Origin of the sequence: Aestuariispira ectoiniformans, assembly GCF_025136295.1 — a bacterium.
GTDB classification, from domain to species: Bacteria; Pseudomonadota; Alphaproteobacteria; order UBA8366; family Aestuariispiraceae; genus Aestuariispira_A; species Aestuariispira_A ectoiniformans.
In genome coordinates, this window is the sequence record NZ_CP062788.1 from 2309434 (window position 1) to 2328598 (window position 19165).

Genomic DNA, 19165 nt, shown 5'->3' on the forward strand with positions numbered 1-19165 from the left:
CCCGAGGATGGACAACGGAAAATCTCTGCCTAATTCTGCCAAAGTAGTGATCATTGGAGGGGGGATCATCGGATGCTCCGTTGCCTATCACCTGGCAAAAATGGGGTGGACGGATACGGTCCTGCTGGAACGCAAGAAGTTGACCTCCGGCACGACCTTCCATGCGGCGGGGCTTGTCGGGCAGTTGCGCTCAAATGCGAATATCACCCAGCTTCTGGGTTATTCCGTGGATCTTTATAACAGGTTGGAAGAGGAAACCGGTCTGGGGACGGGCTGGAAGATGAATGGCGGTCTGCGTCTGGCCTGCAATGAGCAACGCTGGACAGAGGTGAAGCGCCAGGCAACGACCGCACATTCCTTCGGGTTGGACATGCAGCTTTTGACCCCCAAGGAAGCACAGGAGCTTTGGCCCCTGATGCAGGTGGACGACGTAATCGGGGCTGCCTTCCTGCCGACCGACGGACAGGCCAATCCGTCTGATATCACGCAGGCGCTGGCCAAGGGCGCGCGCATGAATGGCGCGACAATCATGGAAGACACCAAGGTTCTGTCCGTGGAAATGGATGATGACGGCGCGATCACGGCCGTTGTAACCGACAAAGGCCGCATCGAATGTGAGAAGGTGGTCTGCTGTGCCGGGCAGTGGACCCGGGATTTCGCCAAATCGGTCGGCGTGAATGTGCCGCTGGTGCCCGTTGAACACCAGTATATGGTGACCGAACCCATTGATGGTGTGATGCCCAATCTGCCGACCCTGCGCGATCCTGACCGGCTGACCTACTATAAGGAAGAAGTGGGCGGACTGGTCATGGGTGGCTATGAGCCGAACCCCATTCCCTGGGCCATGGATGGCATCCCGAAAGGGTTCCACTATACGCTGCTTGGCTCCAATTTCGATCATTTCGAGCAGTTGATGGAGCTGTCCCTTGGCCGCGTCCCGGCGTTGGAGACGGCTGGTATCAAACAGCTGATCAACGGCCCGGAAAGCTTTACGCCGGATGGCAACTTCATCCTGGGGGAGGCTCCGGAATTACGGAACTTCTTCGTCGGGGCCGGTTTCAACGCCTTTGGTATCGCGTCAGGCGGCGGGGCGGGGATGGTTCTTGCCGAATGGGTCGCCAAGGGAGAGCCGCCCTTTGACGTCTGGCCCGTTGATATCCGCCGTTTCGGCAGCCGGCATTTCGACACCGACTGGGTCCGCAAAAGAACGTTGGAGGCTTATGGCAAGCATTACACCATCGCCTGGCCCCATGAGGAGCATAAAAGCGGCCGCCCGGGGCGTCGCTCCCCTCTTTATGACCGCCTGAAGGAAAACGGCGCCTGTTTTGGTGAAAAACTGGGGTGGGAACGGCCTAACTGGTTTGCCGATCTCGCCAGTGGGCAGAAGGCCGAAGACGTTTACAGCTATGGCCGCCAGAACTGGTTTGAGGCCGTTGGCCAGGAACATCATGCAACACGTGAGGCTGTAACGCTGTTCGACCAGTCGTCCTTTGCAAAATTCCTGATGGTCGGACCGGATTCGGAACGTGCGCTAAACTGGATCTGTGCCAATGACGTATCCAAGCCAGTGGGGGCCGTGACATATACCCAGATGCTGAACGATGCCGGTGGTATCGAATGTGATCTGACTGTAGTGCGGGTTGCCAGGGACCAATTCTATATCGTCACGGGCACGGGCTATGCCACCCATGACTTCGACTGGATATCGCGCAACATTCCCGAAGGTTGTAACGCACAGCTTGTGGACGTGACTTCAGGATATTCAGTGCTTTCCCTGATGGGGCCGAAGGCGCGTGCGGTTCTTGCCAAAATCACACCGGATGATGTGTCGGACAAGGCTTTCCCCTTTGGCGTGATGCGGGAGATCGGCGTGGCCGGTGCGCCGGTACGGGCCCTGCGACTGACCTATGTGGGGGAATTGGGGTGGGAGCTTCACCTGCCGACTGAATATGCCGTCAGCGTCTATGAAGGGCTGATGGAGGCCGGTGCGGAATTCGGCATTCGCAACGCTGGTTATCGCGCCATCGAATCCTGCCGTCTGGAAAAGGGGTACAGGGCCTGGAGTTCCGATATCGGGCCGGACCACACACCAGTCGAAGCCGGGATGGCCTGGGCGGTAAAGCTCAAGACCGACATCGATTTCAAGGGGCGGAAGGCCGTTCAGGAGCAAAAGCAAAATGGTGTCGCAAAGCAGTTGGTATGTTTCACTGTCGAGGACCCCGATATCGTGTTGCTGGGCCGTGAAACCATCTATCGCGATGGGGAGCGGGTTGGTTGGCTGACCTCCGCCGGGTTTGGCTACACTATCGGTAAGTCCATCGGCTATGGCTATGTCCGTAACAAGGACGGCGTCGACAGGGCCTATCTGGAATCCGGCACTTACGAACTGGAAGTTGCGACGGAAACCGTAAAGGCTGACTTGCATCTGAAGCCGCTTTATGACCCGGCGATGAAACGGGTTAAGTGCTGATCCTGGTGACGGCGCAGGAATACATGGACTTCTGCTGGCGGCAGCGTCAATCGGGGGGAAAGGGAGGTTTTTATGCTGATGGATAGAAAAGCAAAGACAACCACACCCGGCAGCCCGCTTGAAAGACCGTCTGCCGCAGGCAGGTCCAATTTACGCCGATACGCCTTTGTTTTGCTGCCGGGGTTCTCGAGCCTGTCTTTGCAGGCGATGTGGGAACCCCTGCAATGGGCCCATTCCTATGTCGCGGTGGAACGCCATCGGAACTGGTTAGTGTCCCTGGATGGGCGGGCTGTGCCCACCAATAGTGGCATCCGGCAGGCTGTTGACTGCAGTCTGGACGACCTGGCGGAAGTGGATGCGGTTGTTATCATCGGCGGGGAGGACCTGCAGGAGCCGCTTGCCGAGCGGCTCAAGTCCTGGCTCTATCATTGCCGGTCTCAGGGTTGGATGATCGGGGCTGTCGATTACGGTGTCGTGGCAATGGCGCAAATGGGGTTGCTGGACGGGTATTCCGTGACGGCCAACCTGCGGTATCGCCATTATCTGACCGAAGCTTTCCCGCATCTGTCTATTGAAAACAGCCTGTTTGAAATTGATCGCGATCGCTTTACCTGTGCCGGTGGCGTGGCCGGGCTGGACCTTGTTTTGGAAATGATCGCGACCGATATGGGGGGTGATGTTGCCGATATTTGCCTCAATCATTTCAATCAGGACAGGCGGCGGGCGGGGCACGAACCACAGCGTCTGCCGTTTGAGCAGGGGGTGAACAGTGCCAGCCGGAAGCTGAAGCGGGCCATGGCGATCATTCAGGATAATCTGGAAGAGGAATTGACGTCGGATGAACTGGCCGATCTGGTCGGTAGTTCCCGTCGGCAGTTGGAACGCCTGTTCCGGCGTTTCCTGGGGAAATCCCCCATGGCCTATCGTCAGGAGTTACGCCTGTGGCGGGGCCGTGACCTGGTGTTGAGTACGCCGATGAGCATTACCCAGGTTGCCTTTGCCAGCGGATTTTCCTCCAACTCGCATTTCTCGTCGCGCTTCAAGCTGCTATTCGGCATGAGCCCACGCGAGGCGCGGTTATCCGGAAAGCGCCAGCCGCCGATGATCCGGACAATTGAAAGCGGCAGTTCGGCTTCCTTATAGTGTTAGTCAGCAATGAAAGTTTCGATTCCCCAACGGGTCAGAGACTTTTCCAATTTTGCAGGCATTGCCTTGTCGGTGACCAGGGTGTCCACATCCGTCGGTTCGCAGATATTCACCAGCGATTTGCGTTCGAACTTTGTATGGTCGGCCGCGACGATGACATGATCTGCCCGGTTTACCAGGATGCTGGCGATTTCGGCTTCAAAATGCTGCTGCACGAGAAAACCTTTCTCATGATGCAGCGCCGCCACCGATAGGATGGCGTGCTGGACATTGAATTGCTGGAAAACCCTGATCGCATCGGCGCCAAAGGCGGCAGCGTCATGATTGCGAAGCTCGGTTCCGGCCATATAGACGCGGTTGCCGTTCTTCGCGGCCAGCAGGCTCGCAATCGGTGTTGAATTCGTGACAATGGTGAGGTTGTTCTTCTCCAGCAAGGCCTGCGCGACATAGCTGGTGGTCGAACCGGAATCGATCATGATCGATGCCCCGTCATTGATGAGCGATGCGGCCATTCGTGCGATGCGCTGCTTTTCGTCCTTTTGCTCCGACATGCGGCGGTGGATCGGCGGTTCCATGAACTGGTCCGGAATAACGATGGCGCCGTGCACTTTTTCCACCAGCCCCCTGTCGGAAAGCGGTTTAACGCAACGACGGATGGTCTGGTCGGAAACGCCTAATTCCCGTGCGAGGTCGATTACGCTGATGGAGCCGTGCATCCGCACAATGTTCAGGATCTCGGACTCTCGTTTGGACGAAAACATATTTTTCTCCGCAATTGGACTTTAGCATTTCTTCTTTTGTCAGGTCGCAGGCGCTGTCACTCGAACGTCATTGATATAGCAGGGCAAAGCGCTTGATTGGAGCCATTTATTTCCTGTTCGGGTTATTCCCTGTAGCGTCACAACATTACATGAATACGACTATTTTCAACATAAATCGACATAATTTGTTGACTATATGTTGAATCAGAGGGCAAACTTCCAGAAAAACGCTGAACAATCTGGGAGAAATGATGATGTTGAAAATGACAAGCGGCTGGTCCCGCTGGCTGGGGGCACTGACCCTCGCAGGGGGCGTATTGGTTGGTGGCAGTGCCGCCAATGCAGAGTCCAGTGACCCGATTAAAATGACGCTGCACGATTGGACAGGCCAACTGATCACAACCAAGATCATGGGCGAGGTCCTGAAGAAGAGCGGCTACTATGTTGATTACGTGCAGGCGGACTATATCGCCCAATTTGCGGGTCTGAAAACCGGCGACCTCGACGTTGCCATGGAGATTTGGGAAACGACCGGCCGTGAGGCAATGGACGAAGCGACCGGGACGGGCAAGGTAGAAAACATGGGCCCGACTGGCATGCAGGCCATCGAGGAATGGTGGTTCCCGGAATATATGAAGGAACAATGCCCGGGGCTTCCCGACTGGAAGGCGCTAAACGATTGTGCGGAAATCTTCTCAACGCCGGAAACCGCACCGCGGGGCCGCTATCTCGGTGCACCGGTGACCTGGGGCGGGTTTGACGACGAACGTGTCGAGGCGCTGGACCTGGATTATGACGTGGTTCATGCAGGCACGGATGCCGCTTTGTTTGCGGAACTGGAATCGGCTTATCAGCGTAAGGCGCCGATCCTGCTCTGGGTCTATGCCCCGCATTGGGCACCGGCCAAATTCGACGGCGAATGGATCAAATTCCCGAAATACGCGGCTGATTGCTACAACGACCCGTCCTGGGGCAGCAATCCCGACATGGCCTATGATTGCGGCAAGCCGTCCGGGCCGATCTGGAAAGTCGCATGGTCCGGTGTGAAGGACAAATGGCCGGGGGCTTACAAGGCAATCAAGAATTTCCATCTGACCAACGACGAGATGTCCCAGATGATTATCGACGTCGATCTGGAGGGCAGGAAGGTCGACGATGTGGTCCAGGACTGGATCACTGCCAATGAGGGCGTTTGGAAGCTCTGGGTTGAATAAGTTCTGTAGATGGTTGGGAGGCCGGAAGACCGGCCTCCCGTATAAATTCAGTACTGGATGTCGGCGTGATGAAACAGGCTTCAATCAAGCTCGAATGTAAGAATGTATGGAAACTCTTTGGCGCGGACGGTGCCCGGTTCCTTCAGGAACACGGCGGCGCGCCCTCGCCGGAGATGATTGCCCAGGCGGGCCTCGTCGGGGCGGTCAAGGACGTGAATATCGAAATCAGAAGTGGCGAGATTTTCGTCATCATGGGGCTTTCCGGATCGGGCAAGTCCACACTTGTCCGGTTGCTTTCCAGGCTGATTGAGCCGACGTCCGGGCAGGTTCTGTTTGATGGGCAGGACCTTCTGCGGGCAAGTGAACAGGAGATGATCGAAATCAGACGTCACAAGATGGGGATGGTGTTCCAGCAATTCGCGTTGCTGCCGCATCGGACCGTTCTTGGCAACGTCGCCTTTCCCCTGGAAGTTCGGGGCGTCTCCAGGAAAGAGCGGGAGGCGCGCGCCTATGAGGTCATCGAACTCGTGGGATTGAAAGGCCGTGAGGCCAACTATCCCCGCGAACTCTCCGGTGGTCAGCAGCAGCGCGTCGGGATTGCGCGTTCTCTGGCTGTCGAGCCGGAGCTTTGGTTCCTTGACGAACCTTTCAGCGCCCTTGATCCACTGATCCGGCGCGAGATGCAGGACGAATTCCTGCGTCTGCAGAATGTCCTGCATAAGACAATCGTTTTCATCACGCATGATTTCGAGGAGGCCATCCGGCTTGCCGATAAAATCGCGATCATGAAGGACGGCGAGGTTGTGCAGGTTGGTTCGCCGGAACAACTGGTTATGAACCCCGCCACGGATTATGTCCGTGAATTCACCCAGCATGTCCCTCGTGCAAAGGTTCTTTCGGTCGGTTCCGTGATGAATGGTGTCATGGCCCTGGAGGACTGTGCCGGCGTTGTACGGCAGTCGGACCTGATTGCCGATATCGCGGCCCGGATCGAAGCTTCGGAAAAACCTTTTCTGGTTCACGACGACGAAGGCCGGTCGATCGGTAGTATTGGTCGCCAACGCGTCATGGATATTCTCGTCGGTCGGGAGGGTGTGCGGTGAAGCAGCTTGTTGACCGGTTTAAAAATCCCGCCTTCCTGTTGTGGGGAAGTTCTTTTCTTCTTTCCCTCGTTTTAGCCTCTTACGCGAAAGGCTGGACCAAGGCTCTCGACGCGGGTTGGATGATGAAATACCCGAGGGCCTGGTATCTGCCGCTGAAAAATGTGATCAGCCAGGCCATGGCCTGGCTTGTGGAGGATGCGACTTTCGGTCTGTTCACCTTCAAGGAATTCACCCGCGCCATCGCTTGGCTGCTTCATCTTCCTTTGGAGTTTGCGACGGGCCTGCTGTCATCGGGCTTTGTGCAAAGCGTTGAGGGCGGGCCGCTTTTACCTGCATTGAGCTGGATTGCAGTGATCGCGGTGGTGGTCGCTCTGGGGCATTACGCACGTAACTGGGCGCTGGCTATCCTGGTTGGCGGATGTTTTGCCTATCTCGCGCTGTTCGGACAGTGGGAAAGTTCGATGGTGACATTGTCGTCGATCATCATTTCCGTACCGTTCGGTGTGGCAAGCGGGGTCTTGCTGGGGACGATGGCCTATCGCTGGCCATGGGTAGAACGCATTTTGTCGCCCGTTCTCGACCTGATGCAGACCGTTCCGGTTTTCGCCTATCTGGTGCCGATCCTCTTCCTGTTCGGCTTTGGTCCCGTCTCCGCGATGATTGCGACGATCATCTATGCTGCGCCGCCCATGGTGCGGGTCACGGTGCTGGCCTTGCGAGCAGTTCCGCATGAGATCCGCGACTTCGGCCTGATGGCGGGTTGTACGCGCCGCCAGATGATGTGGAAGGTTCTGATCCCCAGTGCCGCCCCCAGCCTTATGGTCGGGGTGAACCAGGTGATCATGCTGTCGCTGAATATGGTGATCATTGCCTCGATGATCGGTGCCGGCGGGCTGGGTTTTGATGTTTTGGCATCGCTGCGCCGGTTGGATATCGGTGGCGGGTTGGAGGCGGGTCTTGCGATCGTCGTGCTGGCGATTGCTCTCGACCGCCTCAGCCATGCCCTTGCGCTGCATCAGAGGTCATCGGCAAGTGAAGTCGAACCGTCGCTCTGGAAGCGCTATCCCCACAGTCTGATTTGTCTCGTCGTTATCGTGGCGGCGGTCCTATTGGCGCTGGTATCGGAATTCGTCCGTCATTTCCCGGAGGCCTGGCAACTGACAATGGCAGGTTTCTGGGAGAGGCTGGTCGAATATATAAACGTCCATTTCTTCACGGAGCTGGAAGCATTCAAGACCTTTATGCTGATCCATTTCCTGGTGCCGGTGAAGAGATTTCTTCTGGGGCTGCCCTGGCCCTGGGTCTGTCTTATGGTCGTTATTGCGGGCTATCGCCTGGGCGGTATTCGTCTTGCCTTTTTGGTTGGCGGCCTTTGCCTGTTTGTCTTGACGACGGGGCAATGGACCAAGGCGATGATTACGGTTTATCTCTGCGGTGTCTCAGTCATCCTTGCAGGCCTGATCGGCATTCCCCTCGGCATTTTTGCTGCCGAGAATGAACGCGCGAGCAAGGTTGTTCTTGCTGCAATTGATACATTACAGACGCTGCCCAGTTTCGTTTATCTGATCCCCGTTGTGATGTTGTTCCGGGTTGGTGATTTTTCGGCCATGATTGCCGTGGTGCTCTATGCGCTGGCTCCGGCCGTTCGTTATACGATGCACGGTATACAGATGATTGAGCCATCCCTGATTGAGGCGGGAACCGTATCCGGCTGCACCAGATGGCAGCTTCTCTGGAAGGTGAAGCTGCCGCTGGCGGTTCCCGAAATCATGCTGGGGATCAATCAGACCATCATGCTGGCGCTGTCGATGCTGGTGATTACCGCCCTGGTGGGAACAAGGGACCTCGGGCAGGAAGTGTATATCGCCCTTACCAAGGCCGATACCGGGCGTGGTGTTGTGGCTGGTCTGTCAATCGCATTCATTGCCATTGTTGCCGACCGGCTCATCAGTGCAGGTGCAAAAAACGCCAAGCGCCGATTGGGGCTGGCCTGAAAGTAAGTTGCTGCCCGGCGGTTTGGACAGTTGCCATACGGGCTCTGTGAGTGGCGTGAGAAAGGCCTCATTCAATAGAATGGGGTCTTTCTGTTGGTATGTTTCCGTCTTGAGTCTGTACTCCCGCTTTCCGGTGTTTATTATCGGTCGCTACGGGTGCCGCGGCAAGACCGTGGCTCTCGGGTGGCGACGCACCGTCGAGCATATGATTTCAGAAGGGGGCGTTGATCCGTCCCTGCAAGGAAGTCGTCCAGCGGCCCTCCGAACTTTCGGTGTTCAGGCAGGCCGCAACATCCGGGCGTGAGGAAATACAGAAGCTGTTGGATTGGTTGGCCGAAGAATTAGGCCGGTTCTGAGGCTTTAAAGTGGGGCTGCAACCGGGTGACCATGATCAATTGTGAGCCAGGTTAGAACATGATTTTCTTCAAATTTGTATTTTACATCAATCGGATAGGTCGAAGCGTTTCCAGTCGGTGACAGGGCGGTCAGACATAGCGTCAATTGATTTTGACCGATTGCCGAGATGGTTGCGTCATGAAAGCCGATCGTTGGGCCGAACACTTTGTAGACAGCCTTGTAAAGTGCTTCTTTCGCCGAGAAGGCCAGGGTTATGAATTGTGCCAGCGACAACCGGGCTGGAGCGGCGGCAGGTTCTTCGGGGGCCAGGATCATGTGGGCGAGTTCTGACGCTTCCTTCCGGTCGAGGACTGCTTCGCAATCCACCCCCAATCCCCAATACTCACGGTCGGAAGCCACCATTGCCACAGCAATGTCGGAGGTATGGCTGATGCTGCCTATGGTCCCCGCTGGCCAAACAGGGGACCGGTCCGTTGCAATCGGAATGTCAAACTCCTCGTCCAAAAGGTTACGCAGTGCTTCCTTTGCGCATAACCGCCCGGCGAGAAACTCCGCCCGGCGCTTCGGGACGGCCTTCGTCAGTGCCGCAGGCAAAGCCACGCCCGGTGATTGGGCGAGCAGGTCTTGTATGTTGAACCGGATTGCCTTGCATTTGACGGCATCGGGCAGCGACGGCCAAGGAAAGGGCTGCAGGTTGTTGTTCATTACGACAATGTACTTCCTGTTCTAATCAGCAGCAGCTTTTTCCACGTAGATGCTGTCTGTCGTCTCTAAAGAGATATCCCTGCTGAGGTCGGCTTTACTGGCCCAGTCCATATTCACGATGAGCCGTCGTGTTTTCCTCTGAAGCGGATAGACACGGTGCATTGTCGTCCCAGAACGGAAAAAATAGAAGCCACCAGCCTCAAATGCATACGACCTTATGGGGTTGTCGATCATGGTCTGATGAACGCGCGGTTCATCCTTGTTCCATTTGGTGTTCGGTATGCATTGGGTGAACCCCCCATCTTCCGGTCTTGGGCTTTCAATGAGCCAGACCATTCCGAAGCTGTAGTCATCCCAATGCCAGCCGTGTGTGTGTCCGGGTTCTGTGAGCAGGGATATTGCCAGTTGTTCTTCGACGGCGGGACATTCCAGCACAGGTTCCCCGGCAATTTCGCCGAGAAGTCGTTGTAGTACCTTGGAATCGTAAATGGCCGGGATGATACCGTTGCCATTTCGAAGATGCGAATTTGCAACGGTTGTCATCTTACGGGGTGAATTATCTGTCTGGGATACCTGGATGTCCCGTTCAACACCAAATTCGCTGACCATCTCACGGCTTTCCTGGACGAGGAGATCCCATAACTCATCCGTCAGAATGCCGTGGATGTTGACGATGCCTTCGGTGGAAAATTGGTCTTTCCAGGCTTGAATCGAATCCTCGCCCTTTACTTGCAGAAAAGCTTCAAATGCTTCGTCCAGTTGAGCGACTTTTTCCGCTTTTTTTTGTGGATCCATTCCATCCAACCCTTTTTAGATTTCACTGATTTGATTTAGTTTGTAACTAAATTTACAACCTCACTTAGAAAAGCTTGTTTTGTTAGTCAACATGTTTTAGTAGAAACCATAACTAATTATACAATTATACGTTATTTTAACGGAAGGGGGAGACGTGACTGGGGTTGTCGTGAAATTGTAGGTGTTACGTGGCCTTGGTGCCCCTTCTTCAGGGGGTGTGTCGTTTAAAAAGCCACGGATGATAGCGCCCGGAAAGGGGCGCAAATGTGGGGTTCCGGCTCTTTGCGCCGACAATAAAAATTCTACAAATGATTGAGGTTAGGATGAGTTCTCTGACATTTGACAAATCCAGTGAATGTTTCGAACAGGGCAAGAACTACATGCCTTTGGGGGTCAACTCGCCCGGACGCCTGTTCGGTGATGTTCAAATGCCTCCACTTGTTGCTCATAAGGCGAAAGGAGCAATCCTTGAAGACGTTGACGGTAACCGTTACGTGGACTTTGTGATGGGGCTTGGGCCATGCATTTTAGGACATAGCCCGGAACCCGTGAACGAAGCTTTGCGTGAGCAGATCCAGCGTGGCACCGTTTACGGTATGAATAACGCGCTTGAGGTGGAACTGGCCCGCCGGATTGTCGATGCTTGCGACGGCGTGGACAAGATTCGGTTCACCTGTAGTGGCACCGAGGCTGTGATGACCGCAATGCGGGTTGCCAGGGCGCATACGGGGAAGCCTGCTATCTTGAAATTCAAAGGTGGCTATCATGGGCATTCCGATACTGCCCTGACGCAGGCGTCCAAAAGCAGTGTCAGAAACAAGAATAGCCACGTTGCGGACGGCATTCAGCACGCCGTTAGCCAATGCACATTGGTGTCGGACTATAACGACGTTGATATGGCGACTGAAACCATTACGCAAAATGCAGAAAGGCTGGCGGCGGTTATCCTGGAGCCGGTCGCGACAAATATGGGGTTGGTTTTACCCAGTAAGGAATTTCTCAGCACATTGCGCAACCTGTGCGACGACCATAATATTTTGCTGATCTTTGATGAGGTGGTAACCGGTTTCCGGTTCACGTTCGGCAGCGTTTCCAAGCTGTTGGGCATACAGCCGGACCTCATTACATTTGGCAAGATTATCGGCGGCGGCCTTGCGATCGGGGCCTATTGCGGTCCGGAACACATAATGAGTGAAGTTGGGCACAATGGCGGTGTTTTCCAGGGGGGCACATTTGCCGGGAATCCACTTACGATGGCTGCTGGCGTGGCGACATTGGATGTGCTTTCCGAAAGCGGATTCTATGATGATCTCTCCCGATTAAGTAGCCGGTTTGCCGAGCTCACCCGGGAAGGTTTCCAGCGAGAAAATATAGGCTTCTCCATTAAGAATTTTGGTGCACTCGCGTCCTATATTTTTGTGGAAGGCTGTGACGAACTTCGCTCCTTCTCTGATGTACTGAAGCAAGACAATAAACTTTTCTCAATGTTCCATCTTAAAATGGCTGAACGCGGCTATCTGTTCCCGCCGACAATCGAGGAGCCGATCTTTTTCAGTTCGGCCCATACGATGGAACAGGTTGAAGGGGCTGCGTCTGCCGGGGTTGAAGTGCTCTACGAACTTATGTCGGGCGGCGCTTGAATTTCCGCTGTTGCCGCCTTTTTCCATAATCAAGGGAAGTCGCGAACAACGCGGCCCGGGTTTTCAGAGAGTTTGGAGTATTTGGGCCTGCGCACTGTTGTTCGGCCCGGCTCACTTAAGGGTAGATATGAATGTCACTTGATCTATGGTTTGCCTTTGTTGTCGCAACAGCGGTCATAACATTGATCCCGGGGCCATGCGTCCTGCTGTTGATCGGTCAATCTCTTTCCCAGGGAATGTCGCCGGCCTTCTGCAGCATCGTTGGTATTTTGCTGGGGGACCTTTTGCTTATGGTGCTCTCGCTGATGGGGTTGGGCACTATCATGGCAGCATCAGATGTGCTGTTCCATGCAGTGAAATGGGCAGGCGTGGTCTATATGGCCTATTTGGGATATTGTCAGATAGCGGAAGCGCGCAAAGCGTTACGAAATCCCACCAGTGAATCCCTGCCGATGAATATGCGCCAGAGCCTTAAGGCTGGTTTTCTATCGGCTGCGTTGAACCCGAAGGGGATCATGTTCTACATGGCTTTCCTGACCCAGTTCATTGATCCGGCTCTGGAGCCGGGGGCACAGATTATTGGTCTTATCGTCACCTCGACCGTGGTCGTGGCGGCAATCCTTGGAGTGTACGTGGTTGCCGCGGCGCAAGTACGTCAATTGCTGATGTCCGGTTCGTTCAGAAAATACACCTCTTATGTGTCAGGGGGATGTTTGATGGGGGGGAGCGTCATGATGGCAATATTAAGATAATCAGTCAGGTCTGATCTCCTAAAGCATACGGCTCACTGTGTAGTCGGATTTGTAAGGCACTTGGGAAATGATCCCGCTGTGTCGACGGTTTTCTATTGCCAAAATTCACAATCAACCAATCGGGATGGGTCGAAAGATGGAATGCCAAAAAGGTGTGGAAGACGTGAGTGTTATGCTTGGGCCGGCCATGGAAACGGGAATTAGGTCATCCTGTTTTGAGGCCATCGTGGACTCTATAGAAAGACATCCGGACAATATCGCATTGATTGGCGGTGGCGATACAGTCACCTATCGGCAACTCGGGTTTCTGGCCGCAAAGCAGGCAAAGAGGATTTTGGAAGCTGGCAGCCAGGAAGGACAATTGATCCCGATTGTTACGGATGGTGGCGCCCATATGATCATTTCCATGTTGGCCGTGTGGGCAGCAGGAGCTGCTTTTGTGCCGGCTGATATCAACGCGCCGGAAGTCCGCTTGGCGGATATTCTGGAACAGACCGATAGCAGGATTGTCATTGCTGATAAGACAATGGCGATCTTTGCCGGTCGTGTTGTTTTGGACACTGTGGTCGCAATAGAAGACCCTGCGGAATTAGCACAGCGGTCTCTTGTGCAAACCTCAATGCCAAGGGGCGGGCAGTTGGCATACGGATTTTTCACCTCGGGAAGTACGGGCAAGCCGAAATGCTGCCTTAATATCCATTCGGGGCTGTGGAACAGGGCATGTGCCATGTCTGATAATTTTACTCTGTCACCGGGTGAAGCTGTTTTGCAGAATTCCAGTCATGTGTTTGACTCGTCTCTATGGCAGATATTCTGGCCTTTGACCTGTGGCGCAACAGTTGTGGTGCCGTCACGCAGTTCCGCTCAGGATATTCATGCAACGCTGGATGAGCTTCATCGTCACCGCGTTGTGATGACGGATTTCGTTCCATCTATTTTGGAATTGATCCTGCGGGCCATGCGCCAGGACAAGGGGCTCGCCGGTAAACTTGAACATATGAGATATCTCCTGGTTGGCGGGGAGGCCGTCAACACAAGGCTCGTTGCTGACGTCTCGGAATTGCTTCCGCATATTCAGCTTGTGAATACCTACGGCCCCACAGAGGCTTCTATCGGGATGGTGTTTCATTTTTTCCAGAAGGAAGAATACGAGCGGATTCCATTGGGCCAGCCAATCAATAATACCTTTCTGGCGGTTGTGGACGAACAGTTCAGATGCGTTCCGATTGGTAGCCGTGGCGAGATTGTCATCGGCGGCGCATGCCTGGGGGCCGGGTATCTCAATGACGAGGTGCGCACCAACGCAAGTTTCATGACCAATCCAGGCCTGCCCGTTCCGGGGGAGCGTATCTACCGTACAGGTGACATTGGTGAGGTGGCCAAGGATGGGTTGCTATACTTCCATGGAAGGAGTGATGACCAGGTCAAAATTGCAGGCGTCAGAATCGAACTGGGTGAGGTCGAGGCCGCGATAAACTGTTTCCCCGGTGTTCAGCTTGTGAAGGTTGTGCATGGCAATCGGAATGGAAGGTCATGGCTTGCGGCATTCTTTTCCGCGGTATCGGAGATTGATATTTCCAAATTGCAAGGCCATTTGCAGGAAAATCTCAACAAGCCTGCCATTCCCTCGGTCCTTCTTCAGATCGATGAATTCCCCAGAACTGCGTCCGGCAAGATTGATGGCAAGAAGCTTGTTCAGCAGTTGGAGGAGGACCGGAATACGGAGCAGGAAAGTCAGTCGCAAGCGGATATTGTTCAGGCTCTCTGTCAGCAGCAATGCCTGCAAAATATTTCCAGCAAAGGCCAGAACCTCATGGATTGTGGCATCGACTCGCTTGGAGTTTTGAACCTGTCTCTGGACCTTCAGAAAGAGTTCGGGAGAAGTATTTCCCTGGAGTGGCTATACGACAACTTATGTGTCAGGGATATAACGGCGCGTCTCGATAAGTCTGCCGGGGAGGCAATCGAGAGTGAGAGCTTATCGGTTGAGAGCCGGTCCCCGCATTCGGATTTGCTTTTGCATTCTGCCGATATTGTCGTGCCCGAAAGGAGTGAAGACATGTCGAAACCTGATGCGATCTTCATGACCGGTGCGACAGGATATGTCGGAGCAAATTTCCTGGAAGCGATTTCCCGGACAACTGACAGACCGATCATCTGTCTGGTTCGGGCGGAGAATGATCCTGCCGCCCTTGACCGGTTACAGCAAATCGTGTCCGGGAAATACAAGCTGACAGTGGATTGGGGGAAGGTCACCGCGCTCGCGGGAGATTTATGCAATCTCACTTCCGATCTTCTCGAGGTGATCAAATCAAAGGGTGTCCGGCAAATTATCCATGCGGCGGCTGACGTCAACTTTCTGAAAAATTATACAAGCCTGTACAAATGCAATGTCGAAGTTACCGCCAAGCTATGTAACCTGGCCTGTAGCGGACCGTTTTCGCGCTTTCACTATATATCCAGTATGAGTGTGGCCGGTTTTGACGGTGTCCAGGACGCAAGCCAGGTGTCAGGATATTCCGCATCCAAATGGACTGCGGAAAATATTGTCAGGAAATATGCGGAACATGGCTTGCCTTCCACGATCTACCGGCTTGGGGAGATGATGCCTGACCAGTATTCACGGATACCGAATGAGGCCGCCGCTCTTTCGTCCTTTATCCGTGCGGCGCTGAAGTTGAAGGTCGCACCTGATATCGGGTTGATGTTTGACTATACCCCTATTTCTGTAGTTGCTGGATTTGTTGCTGAGAATGTCGCGCAAAACAATATTAACCACGTGCTGTCCGTGGAAAATCTCTTCCATCCGGAAAAACTCGATATGAAGGATGTCGTAGAGGTGGCCTCTCTAAGGGCGCAGCTTGAGGTCGTTGGTAAGAATGAATTCAAAAAACGGTTGAATGCAGCCATGGGGGCATCGGGGCAGGGGGTGGACCGTGATATCGCGAGGGCTTCAATGATGCTTGATATTGAAAACGACCTTTTCAGTGGAGATGACGAAGTCCCGGTAGCATCTGACTTTTCGTCGGCGGGACTCAATTGGCCGTCTATTTCAGAGGAGCTTCTGAAGGATTGGACATCCGGTTTCAGGGGCAGCTAACATATTTTTGTTTGGCTTGGCTAACGGCAAGGCAAAGGAGAGAGGGCCGGTTTTTCCGGCCTGTTGATCGGGATATTTGTATTAAGGAGGTCGTGTCAGATGAGAGCAACTGTTGGTCTGGAACCGGAAATCAATATCCGGCCCGCAAACCCGGCGGATGTCGAGACGATCGCCGAGTTGATCAAAGATCTGGCGGTCTATGAGGAGATGCAGGACGTTTGTGTTTCGTCTCCGGATGCTATCCATCAGGCTCTTTTTTCTCCCGCGCCATGTGCGGAGGTTCTTATTGCTGAACTGGAGGACACGACCGTCGGCTTTGCATTGTTCTTCCATAATTTTTCCACCTTTCTCGGGAAAAGGGGATTGTATGTGGAAGATGTTTTTGTCCGACAAAATGCCAGAGGCAAAGGAGTTGGAAAGCTGCTGCTGAAATCTCTGGCAAGGATTGCGGTTGAACGTGACTGCGCCCGAATGGAGTGGTCAGTTCTGGACTGGAATGAACCGTCCATTGCCTTCTATAAATCTCTGGGTGCTAAACCTATGGGTGAATGGACGGGGTTTCGGCTGCAGCAACAGGACATCCATGAATTGGCCGGAAGGCGATAAATGTCATCTGGGTGTTTTTAACGCCTTCTGCTGGAATTGTTAATCCCGACCCAGTGTCCCGGTTGGGATTTTTTTTTATTGTAAATGAAATTTAAAATTTGAAGTATTTGCTTCGTTTTAATCTTGTTTTGCCCAAGTCTTGTGCAGCACTCCTATGACAGTCCGGTGACAATTTACCTGCGGTATTTCCTTTTTCCTTTTTGGGGTTGAATCAATTTTCAATATCTCGTAAAGGTAGTTTTAAGAAAAAACCAATTTCGTAAAGGGTGTGGGTAGAAATATGGATGAAAATCTTCGCTACGCTGTTGTTTTCAATCATGAAGAGCAATACTCTATCTGGCCAGTAGATCGCGAGATCCCCGACGGGTGGCGCGGTGATGGTTTTGAGGGCACCAAGCAAGAATGCCTGGATCACATCGAAGAAGTCTGGACTGACATGCGCCCGCTGAGCCTTCGCAAGGCAATGGACGCCGCCTAGTTCCTTCCAGCCCACGGCAGGTGGGCTTCACAGAGGAATCCAATATGTCCCGAGACGTGTTTACACGTATCGCTGACCATGCGTCGGCGGTGCCCGGTAACTGCGCGCTCATTTCTTTGGGCGGCGATGGAAAACCTGTTGGTCAAAGCATGACTTATGGGGAGCTTCACGCGGCATCAGCAAGGGTTGGTGCGAGGTTGATTGCTGCCGGATGCGTGGGGCGGCCAGTGCTGTCCTGCGTCGAAACGCCTTCGTCATTCCTGTGCCTGTTCCTGGGGGCGATCATGGCGGGGGCGGTTCCGATCCCGCTCTACGGCGCCGGCTCGCGTCGCAAGCGTGCCCTTCAGGAGGCGGTCGCCGAAAATGCTCAACCTGCTTTGTTGGTGCATGAAGGTAAAAGGCAATCGGTTTCTGTTCCCCAGATGGATGTGGCGGACCTGATGAATGCCGCCGTGAATGCTCCTTTGCCGAAAATAGGCGGAGAACAGCGAAATAGCCCCGCGTATCTTCAGTATAGCTCCGGATCCACCGGCCGGCCGAAAGGCATCATGGTAACGCCACGGAACCTTGCCACGAATGTTGATGCGCTGGCACGCGCCTACGGCGTCAATAGCCATTCGGTAATGGTAAACTGGATGCCGGTGTTCCATGACTTTGGTCTTGTTTTCGGCTTGATGACGCCTCTTGCTTTCGGCGCAACTATTGTGGCGTTGCGCCCGCAGGATGTGGCCCGGCAACCGGCGCTTTGGTTGCAGGCATTGTCGGATTACCGTGGAACTGTGAGCGGCGGGCCGGATTTCATCTACCGTGCCTGCGTGGACGCAATATCGGAAGAGGCACGGGCGGGGTTGGATTTATCGGACTGGAAAACGGCCGTTGTCGGGGCGGAACCTATCCGGAAAACAACAATGGAGGCGTTTGAAAAGCGCTTCCGCGAAAACGGTTTATCCGCAGGAGCCCTGCGCCCCAGTTATGGCCTGGCAGAAGCGACACTGATTGTTTCCGGCGATGTTGCTGATGAGGGCCCCGGACAAAGGCAGTGGCGGTCAATGGTCGATCCCGCCGGGCAGATGCAGAATGCGGCGGTCAGCTGTGGTCATATTGCCCAGGGATGCGAGGTGAAAATCCGCCTTGAAGACAGAGAAGCGGATGAAGGCGAGGTAGGAGAGGTCTATGTCGCTGGCGACGGGGTGGCTGCCGGATACTGGAACAACACTGAGGCAACAAATGCGACCTTTGTGACAATCGACGGTAGCAGGTTTCTGCGTACTGGCGATTTGGGTTTCCTGTCGGGAAATGAACTGTTCCTCACCGGGCGTCTGAAGGATGTGATTATCCATGCCGGTGAAAAGCACTATTCCGAGGATATTGAGGCAACGATTGCTGCTCTTGATCCGCAGCTAACCGGCAGCCGTGCCGTGGCTTTCGGCATTCCCGTCGGCGAAGAGGAAAGGGTTGTCGTTGCCTGTGAGTTGTCGAGTTCAGCAATCGAACACTCCGAAGCGCTGGTGCCACAGATAAAACGTGCTGTTCTCGAAATGCATGGACTTGTGGTGCAGGAATGCCTTTGGCTTCGCCATAACCAGTTGGCGAGAACGACAAGCGGGAAGTTGCGCCGCAGTGAGGCAAGGCGTGCCTATCTGGCCGGAGAACTGACCGGAAGGAACAATACAGCACCGAAGGAATGCCGGGACGACCCCTGGGTGCCGATCCTTGTCGGTGTGTTGGCGGATCTGGCGGACCATCACGGTGCCAAACTGCCGGCCAATGTAACCGCAACAAGCCGTTTTGCCGAGCTCGGGCTGGATTCCATTGTTGCCATGCGGGTTGTTGCAAGTCTGACGGATTTGTTCGGTGCCGCGCTTCCGGTGACCCGTTTTATCGGTGATGCCACAGTTGGCAATGCCGCAGCGGAAATTGCACGAAGTATTCGTGCCGGTCTCGATGATGAAGGCCAGCGACGTGCGGATCGAATGCTCAAAAGGATAGGAGAGAGAGCCAGTCCTCCCCGTGAGCTCGAAAACGCCATCTGACAACCTTATGC

The 19165-nt window shown here is 54.3% G+C and carries 14 protein-coding genes; 10 read left to right on the forward strand and 4 right to left on the reverse strand.

Annotated features, from left to right (window positions below; translation table 11 throughout):
- Window positions 1-7: 7 nt before the first annotated feature.
- The gene (locus IF205_RS10995) at window positions 8-2470 is read left to right on the forward strand and encodes a GcvT family protein (protein WP_259779413.1); all 2463 of its coding nucleotides are present in this window, start codon (window positions 8-10) and stop codon (window positions 2468-2470) included.
- 78 nt (window positions 2471-2548) lie between these two features.
- The gene (locus IF205_RS11000) at window positions 2549-3613 is read left to right on the forward strand and encodes a GlxA family transcriptional regulator (protein WP_259779414.1); all 1065 of its coding nucleotides are present in this window, start codon (window positions 2549-2551) and stop codon (window positions 3611-3613) included.
- Between the two features lie 2 nt (window positions 3614-3615).
- Here the strand turns inward: IF205_RS11000 and IF205_RS11005 are convergent, their stop codons facing one another.
- Window positions 3616-4377: a DeoR/GlpR family DNA-binding transcription regulator gene (locus IF205_RS11005; protein WP_259779415.1), complete on the reverse strand. Its 762-nt coding sequence runs from the start codon at window positions 4375-4377 to the stop codon at window positions 3616-3618.
- A gap of 248 nt (window positions 4378-4625) precedes the next feature.
- Between IF205_RS11005 and IF205_RS11010 the strand changes: the two genes are divergently transcribed.
- From IF205_RS11010 to IF205_RS11020, 3 genes are all read left to right on the forward strand, one after another.
- Window positions 4626-5591 (forward strand): ABC transporter substrate-binding protein, encoded by a 966-nt coding sequence (locus IF205_RS11010; protein ID WP_259779416.1) that lies wholly within the window; start codon window positions 4626-4628, stop codon window positions 5589-5591.
- 68 nt (window positions 5592-5659) lie between these two features.
- The gene (locus IF205_RS11015; RefSeq protein WP_259779417.1) at window positions 5660-6694 is read left to right on the forward strand and encodes a quaternary amine ABC transporter ATP-binding protein; all 1035 of its coding nucleotides are present in this window, start codon (window positions 5660-5662) and stop codon (window positions 6692-6694) included.
- Window positions 6691-8688: an ABC transporter permease gene (locus IF205_RS11020; RefSeq protein ID WP_259779418.1), complete on the forward strand. Its 1998-nt coding sequence runs from the start codon at window positions 6691-6693 to the stop codon at window positions 8686-8688. The genes IF205_RS11015 and IF205_RS11020 overlap by 4 nt, the downstream gene beginning before the upstream one ends.
- 360 nt (window positions 8689-9048) lie before the next feature.
- Here the strand turns inward: IF205_RS11020 and IF205_RS11025 are convergent, their stop codons facing one another.
- The gene (locus tag IF205_RS11025; RefSeq protein WP_259779419.1) at window positions 9049-9750 is read right to left on the reverse strand and encodes a 4'-phosphopantetheinyl transferase family protein; all 702 of its coding nucleotides are present in this window, start codon (window positions 9748-9750) and stop codon (window positions 9049-9051) included.
- A gap of 21 nt (window positions 9751-9771) precedes the next feature.
- The gene (locus IF205_RS11030) at window positions 9772-10545 is read right to left on the reverse strand and encodes a HalD/BesD family halogenase (RefSeq protein ID WP_259779420.1); all 774 of its coding nucleotides are present in this window, start codon (window positions 10543-10545) and stop codon (window positions 9772-9774) included.
- Window positions 10546-10868: 323 nt separating this feature from the next.
- Between IF205_RS11030 and IF205_RS11035 the strand changes: the two genes are divergently transcribed.
- The 4 genes from IF205_RS11035 (at window position 10869) to IF205_RS11050 (ending at window position 16643) form a co-directional block, all read left to right on the forward strand.
- Window positions 10869-12185, forward strand: coding sequence for an aspartate aminotransferase family protein (locus IF205_RS11035; protein ID WP_259779421.1), 1317 nt, complete (start codon window positions 10869-10871; stop codon window positions 12183-12185).
- 131 nt (window positions 12186-12316) lie between these two features.
- On the forward strand, window positions 12317-12937 hold the full coding sequence (locus tag IF205_RS11040; protein WP_259779422.1) for a LysE family translocator: 621 nt from the start codon (window positions 12317-12319) through the stop codon (window positions 12935-12937).
- Window positions 12938-13073: 136 nt separating this feature from the next.
- A complete protein-coding gene (locus tag IF205_RS11045) occupies window positions 13074-16037 on the forward strand; it encodes a non-ribosomal peptide synthetase (protein WP_259779423.1) in 2964 nt (987 codons plus the stop codon).
- A gap of 99 nt (window positions 16038-16136) precedes the next feature.
- Entirely contained in the window at window positions 16137-16643 is a 507-nt protein-coding gene (locus tag IF205_RS11050) for a GNAT family N-acetyltransferase (RefSeq protein WP_259779424.1), read from the forward strand.
- Window positions 16644-16854: 211 nt separating this feature from the next.
- Here IF205_RS11050 and IF205_RS20675 read toward each other — a convergent pair whose 3' ends face one another.
- Window positions 16855-17136 (reverse strand): hypothetical protein, encoded by a 282-nt coding sequence (locus tag IF205_RS20675; protein WP_446007706.1) that lies wholly within the window; start codon window positions 17134-17136, stop codon window positions 16855-16857.
- Between the two features lie 29 nt (window positions 17137-17165).
- Here IF205_RS20675 and IF205_RS11060 point away from each other — a divergent pair, with 29 nt between their 5' ends.
- Window positions 17166-19154 (forward strand): AMP-binding protein, encoded by a 1989-nt coding sequence (locus IF205_RS11060; RefSeq protein ID WP_259779426.1) that lies wholly within the window; start codon window positions 17166-17168, stop codon window positions 19152-19154.
- Window positions 19155-19165: the final 11 nt, after the last annotated feature.

Coding starts and splice junctions, on each gene's coding strand:
- IF205_RS10995 (WP_259779413.1), top strand. CDS start 8: ATGGACAACGGAAAATCTCTGCCTAATTCTGCCAAAGTAGTGATCATT.
- IF205_RS11010 (WP_259779416.1), top strand. CDS start 4,626: ATGATGATGTTGAAAATGACAAGCGGCTGGTCCCGCTGGCTGGGGGCA.
- IF205_RS11005 (WP_259779415.1), bottom strand. CDS start 4,377: ATGTTTTCGTCCAAACGAGAGTCCGAGATCCTGAACATTGTGCGGATG.
- IF205_RS11050 (WP_259779424.1), top strand. CDS start 16,137: ATGAGAGCAACTGTTGGTCTGGAACCGGAAATCAATATCCGGCCCGCA.
- IF205_RS11015 (WP_259779417.1), top strand. CDS start 5,660: ATGAAACAGGCTTCAATCAAGCTCGAATGTAAGAATGTATGGAAACTC.
- IF205_RS11025 (WP_259779419.1), bottom strand. CDS start 9,750: ATGAACAACAACCTGCAGCCCTTTCCTTGGCCGTCGCTGCCCGATGCC.
- IF205_RS11035 (WP_259779421.1), top strand. CDS start 10,869: ATGAGTTCTCTGACATTTGACAAATCCAGTGAATGTTTCGAACAGGGC.
- IF205_RS11045 (WP_259779423.1), top strand. CDS start 13,074: ATGGAATGCCAAAAAGGTGTGGAAGACGTGAGTGTTATGCTTGGGCCG.
- IF205_RS11030 (WP_259779420.1), bottom strand. CDS start 10,545: ATGGATCCACAAAAAAAAGCGGAAAAAGTCGCTCAACTGGACGAAGCA.
- IF205_RS11040 (WP_259779422.1), top strand. CDS start 12,317: ATGTCACTTGATCTATGGTTTGCCTTTGTTGTCGCAACAGCGGTCATA.
- IF205_RS11060 (WP_259779426.1), top strand. CDS start 17,166: ATGTCCCGAGACGTGTTTACACGTATCGCTGACCATGCGTCGGCGGTG.
- IF205_RS11000 (WP_259779414.1), top strand. CDS start 2,549: ATGGATAGAAAAGCAAAGACAACCACACCCGGCAGCCCGCTTGAAAGA.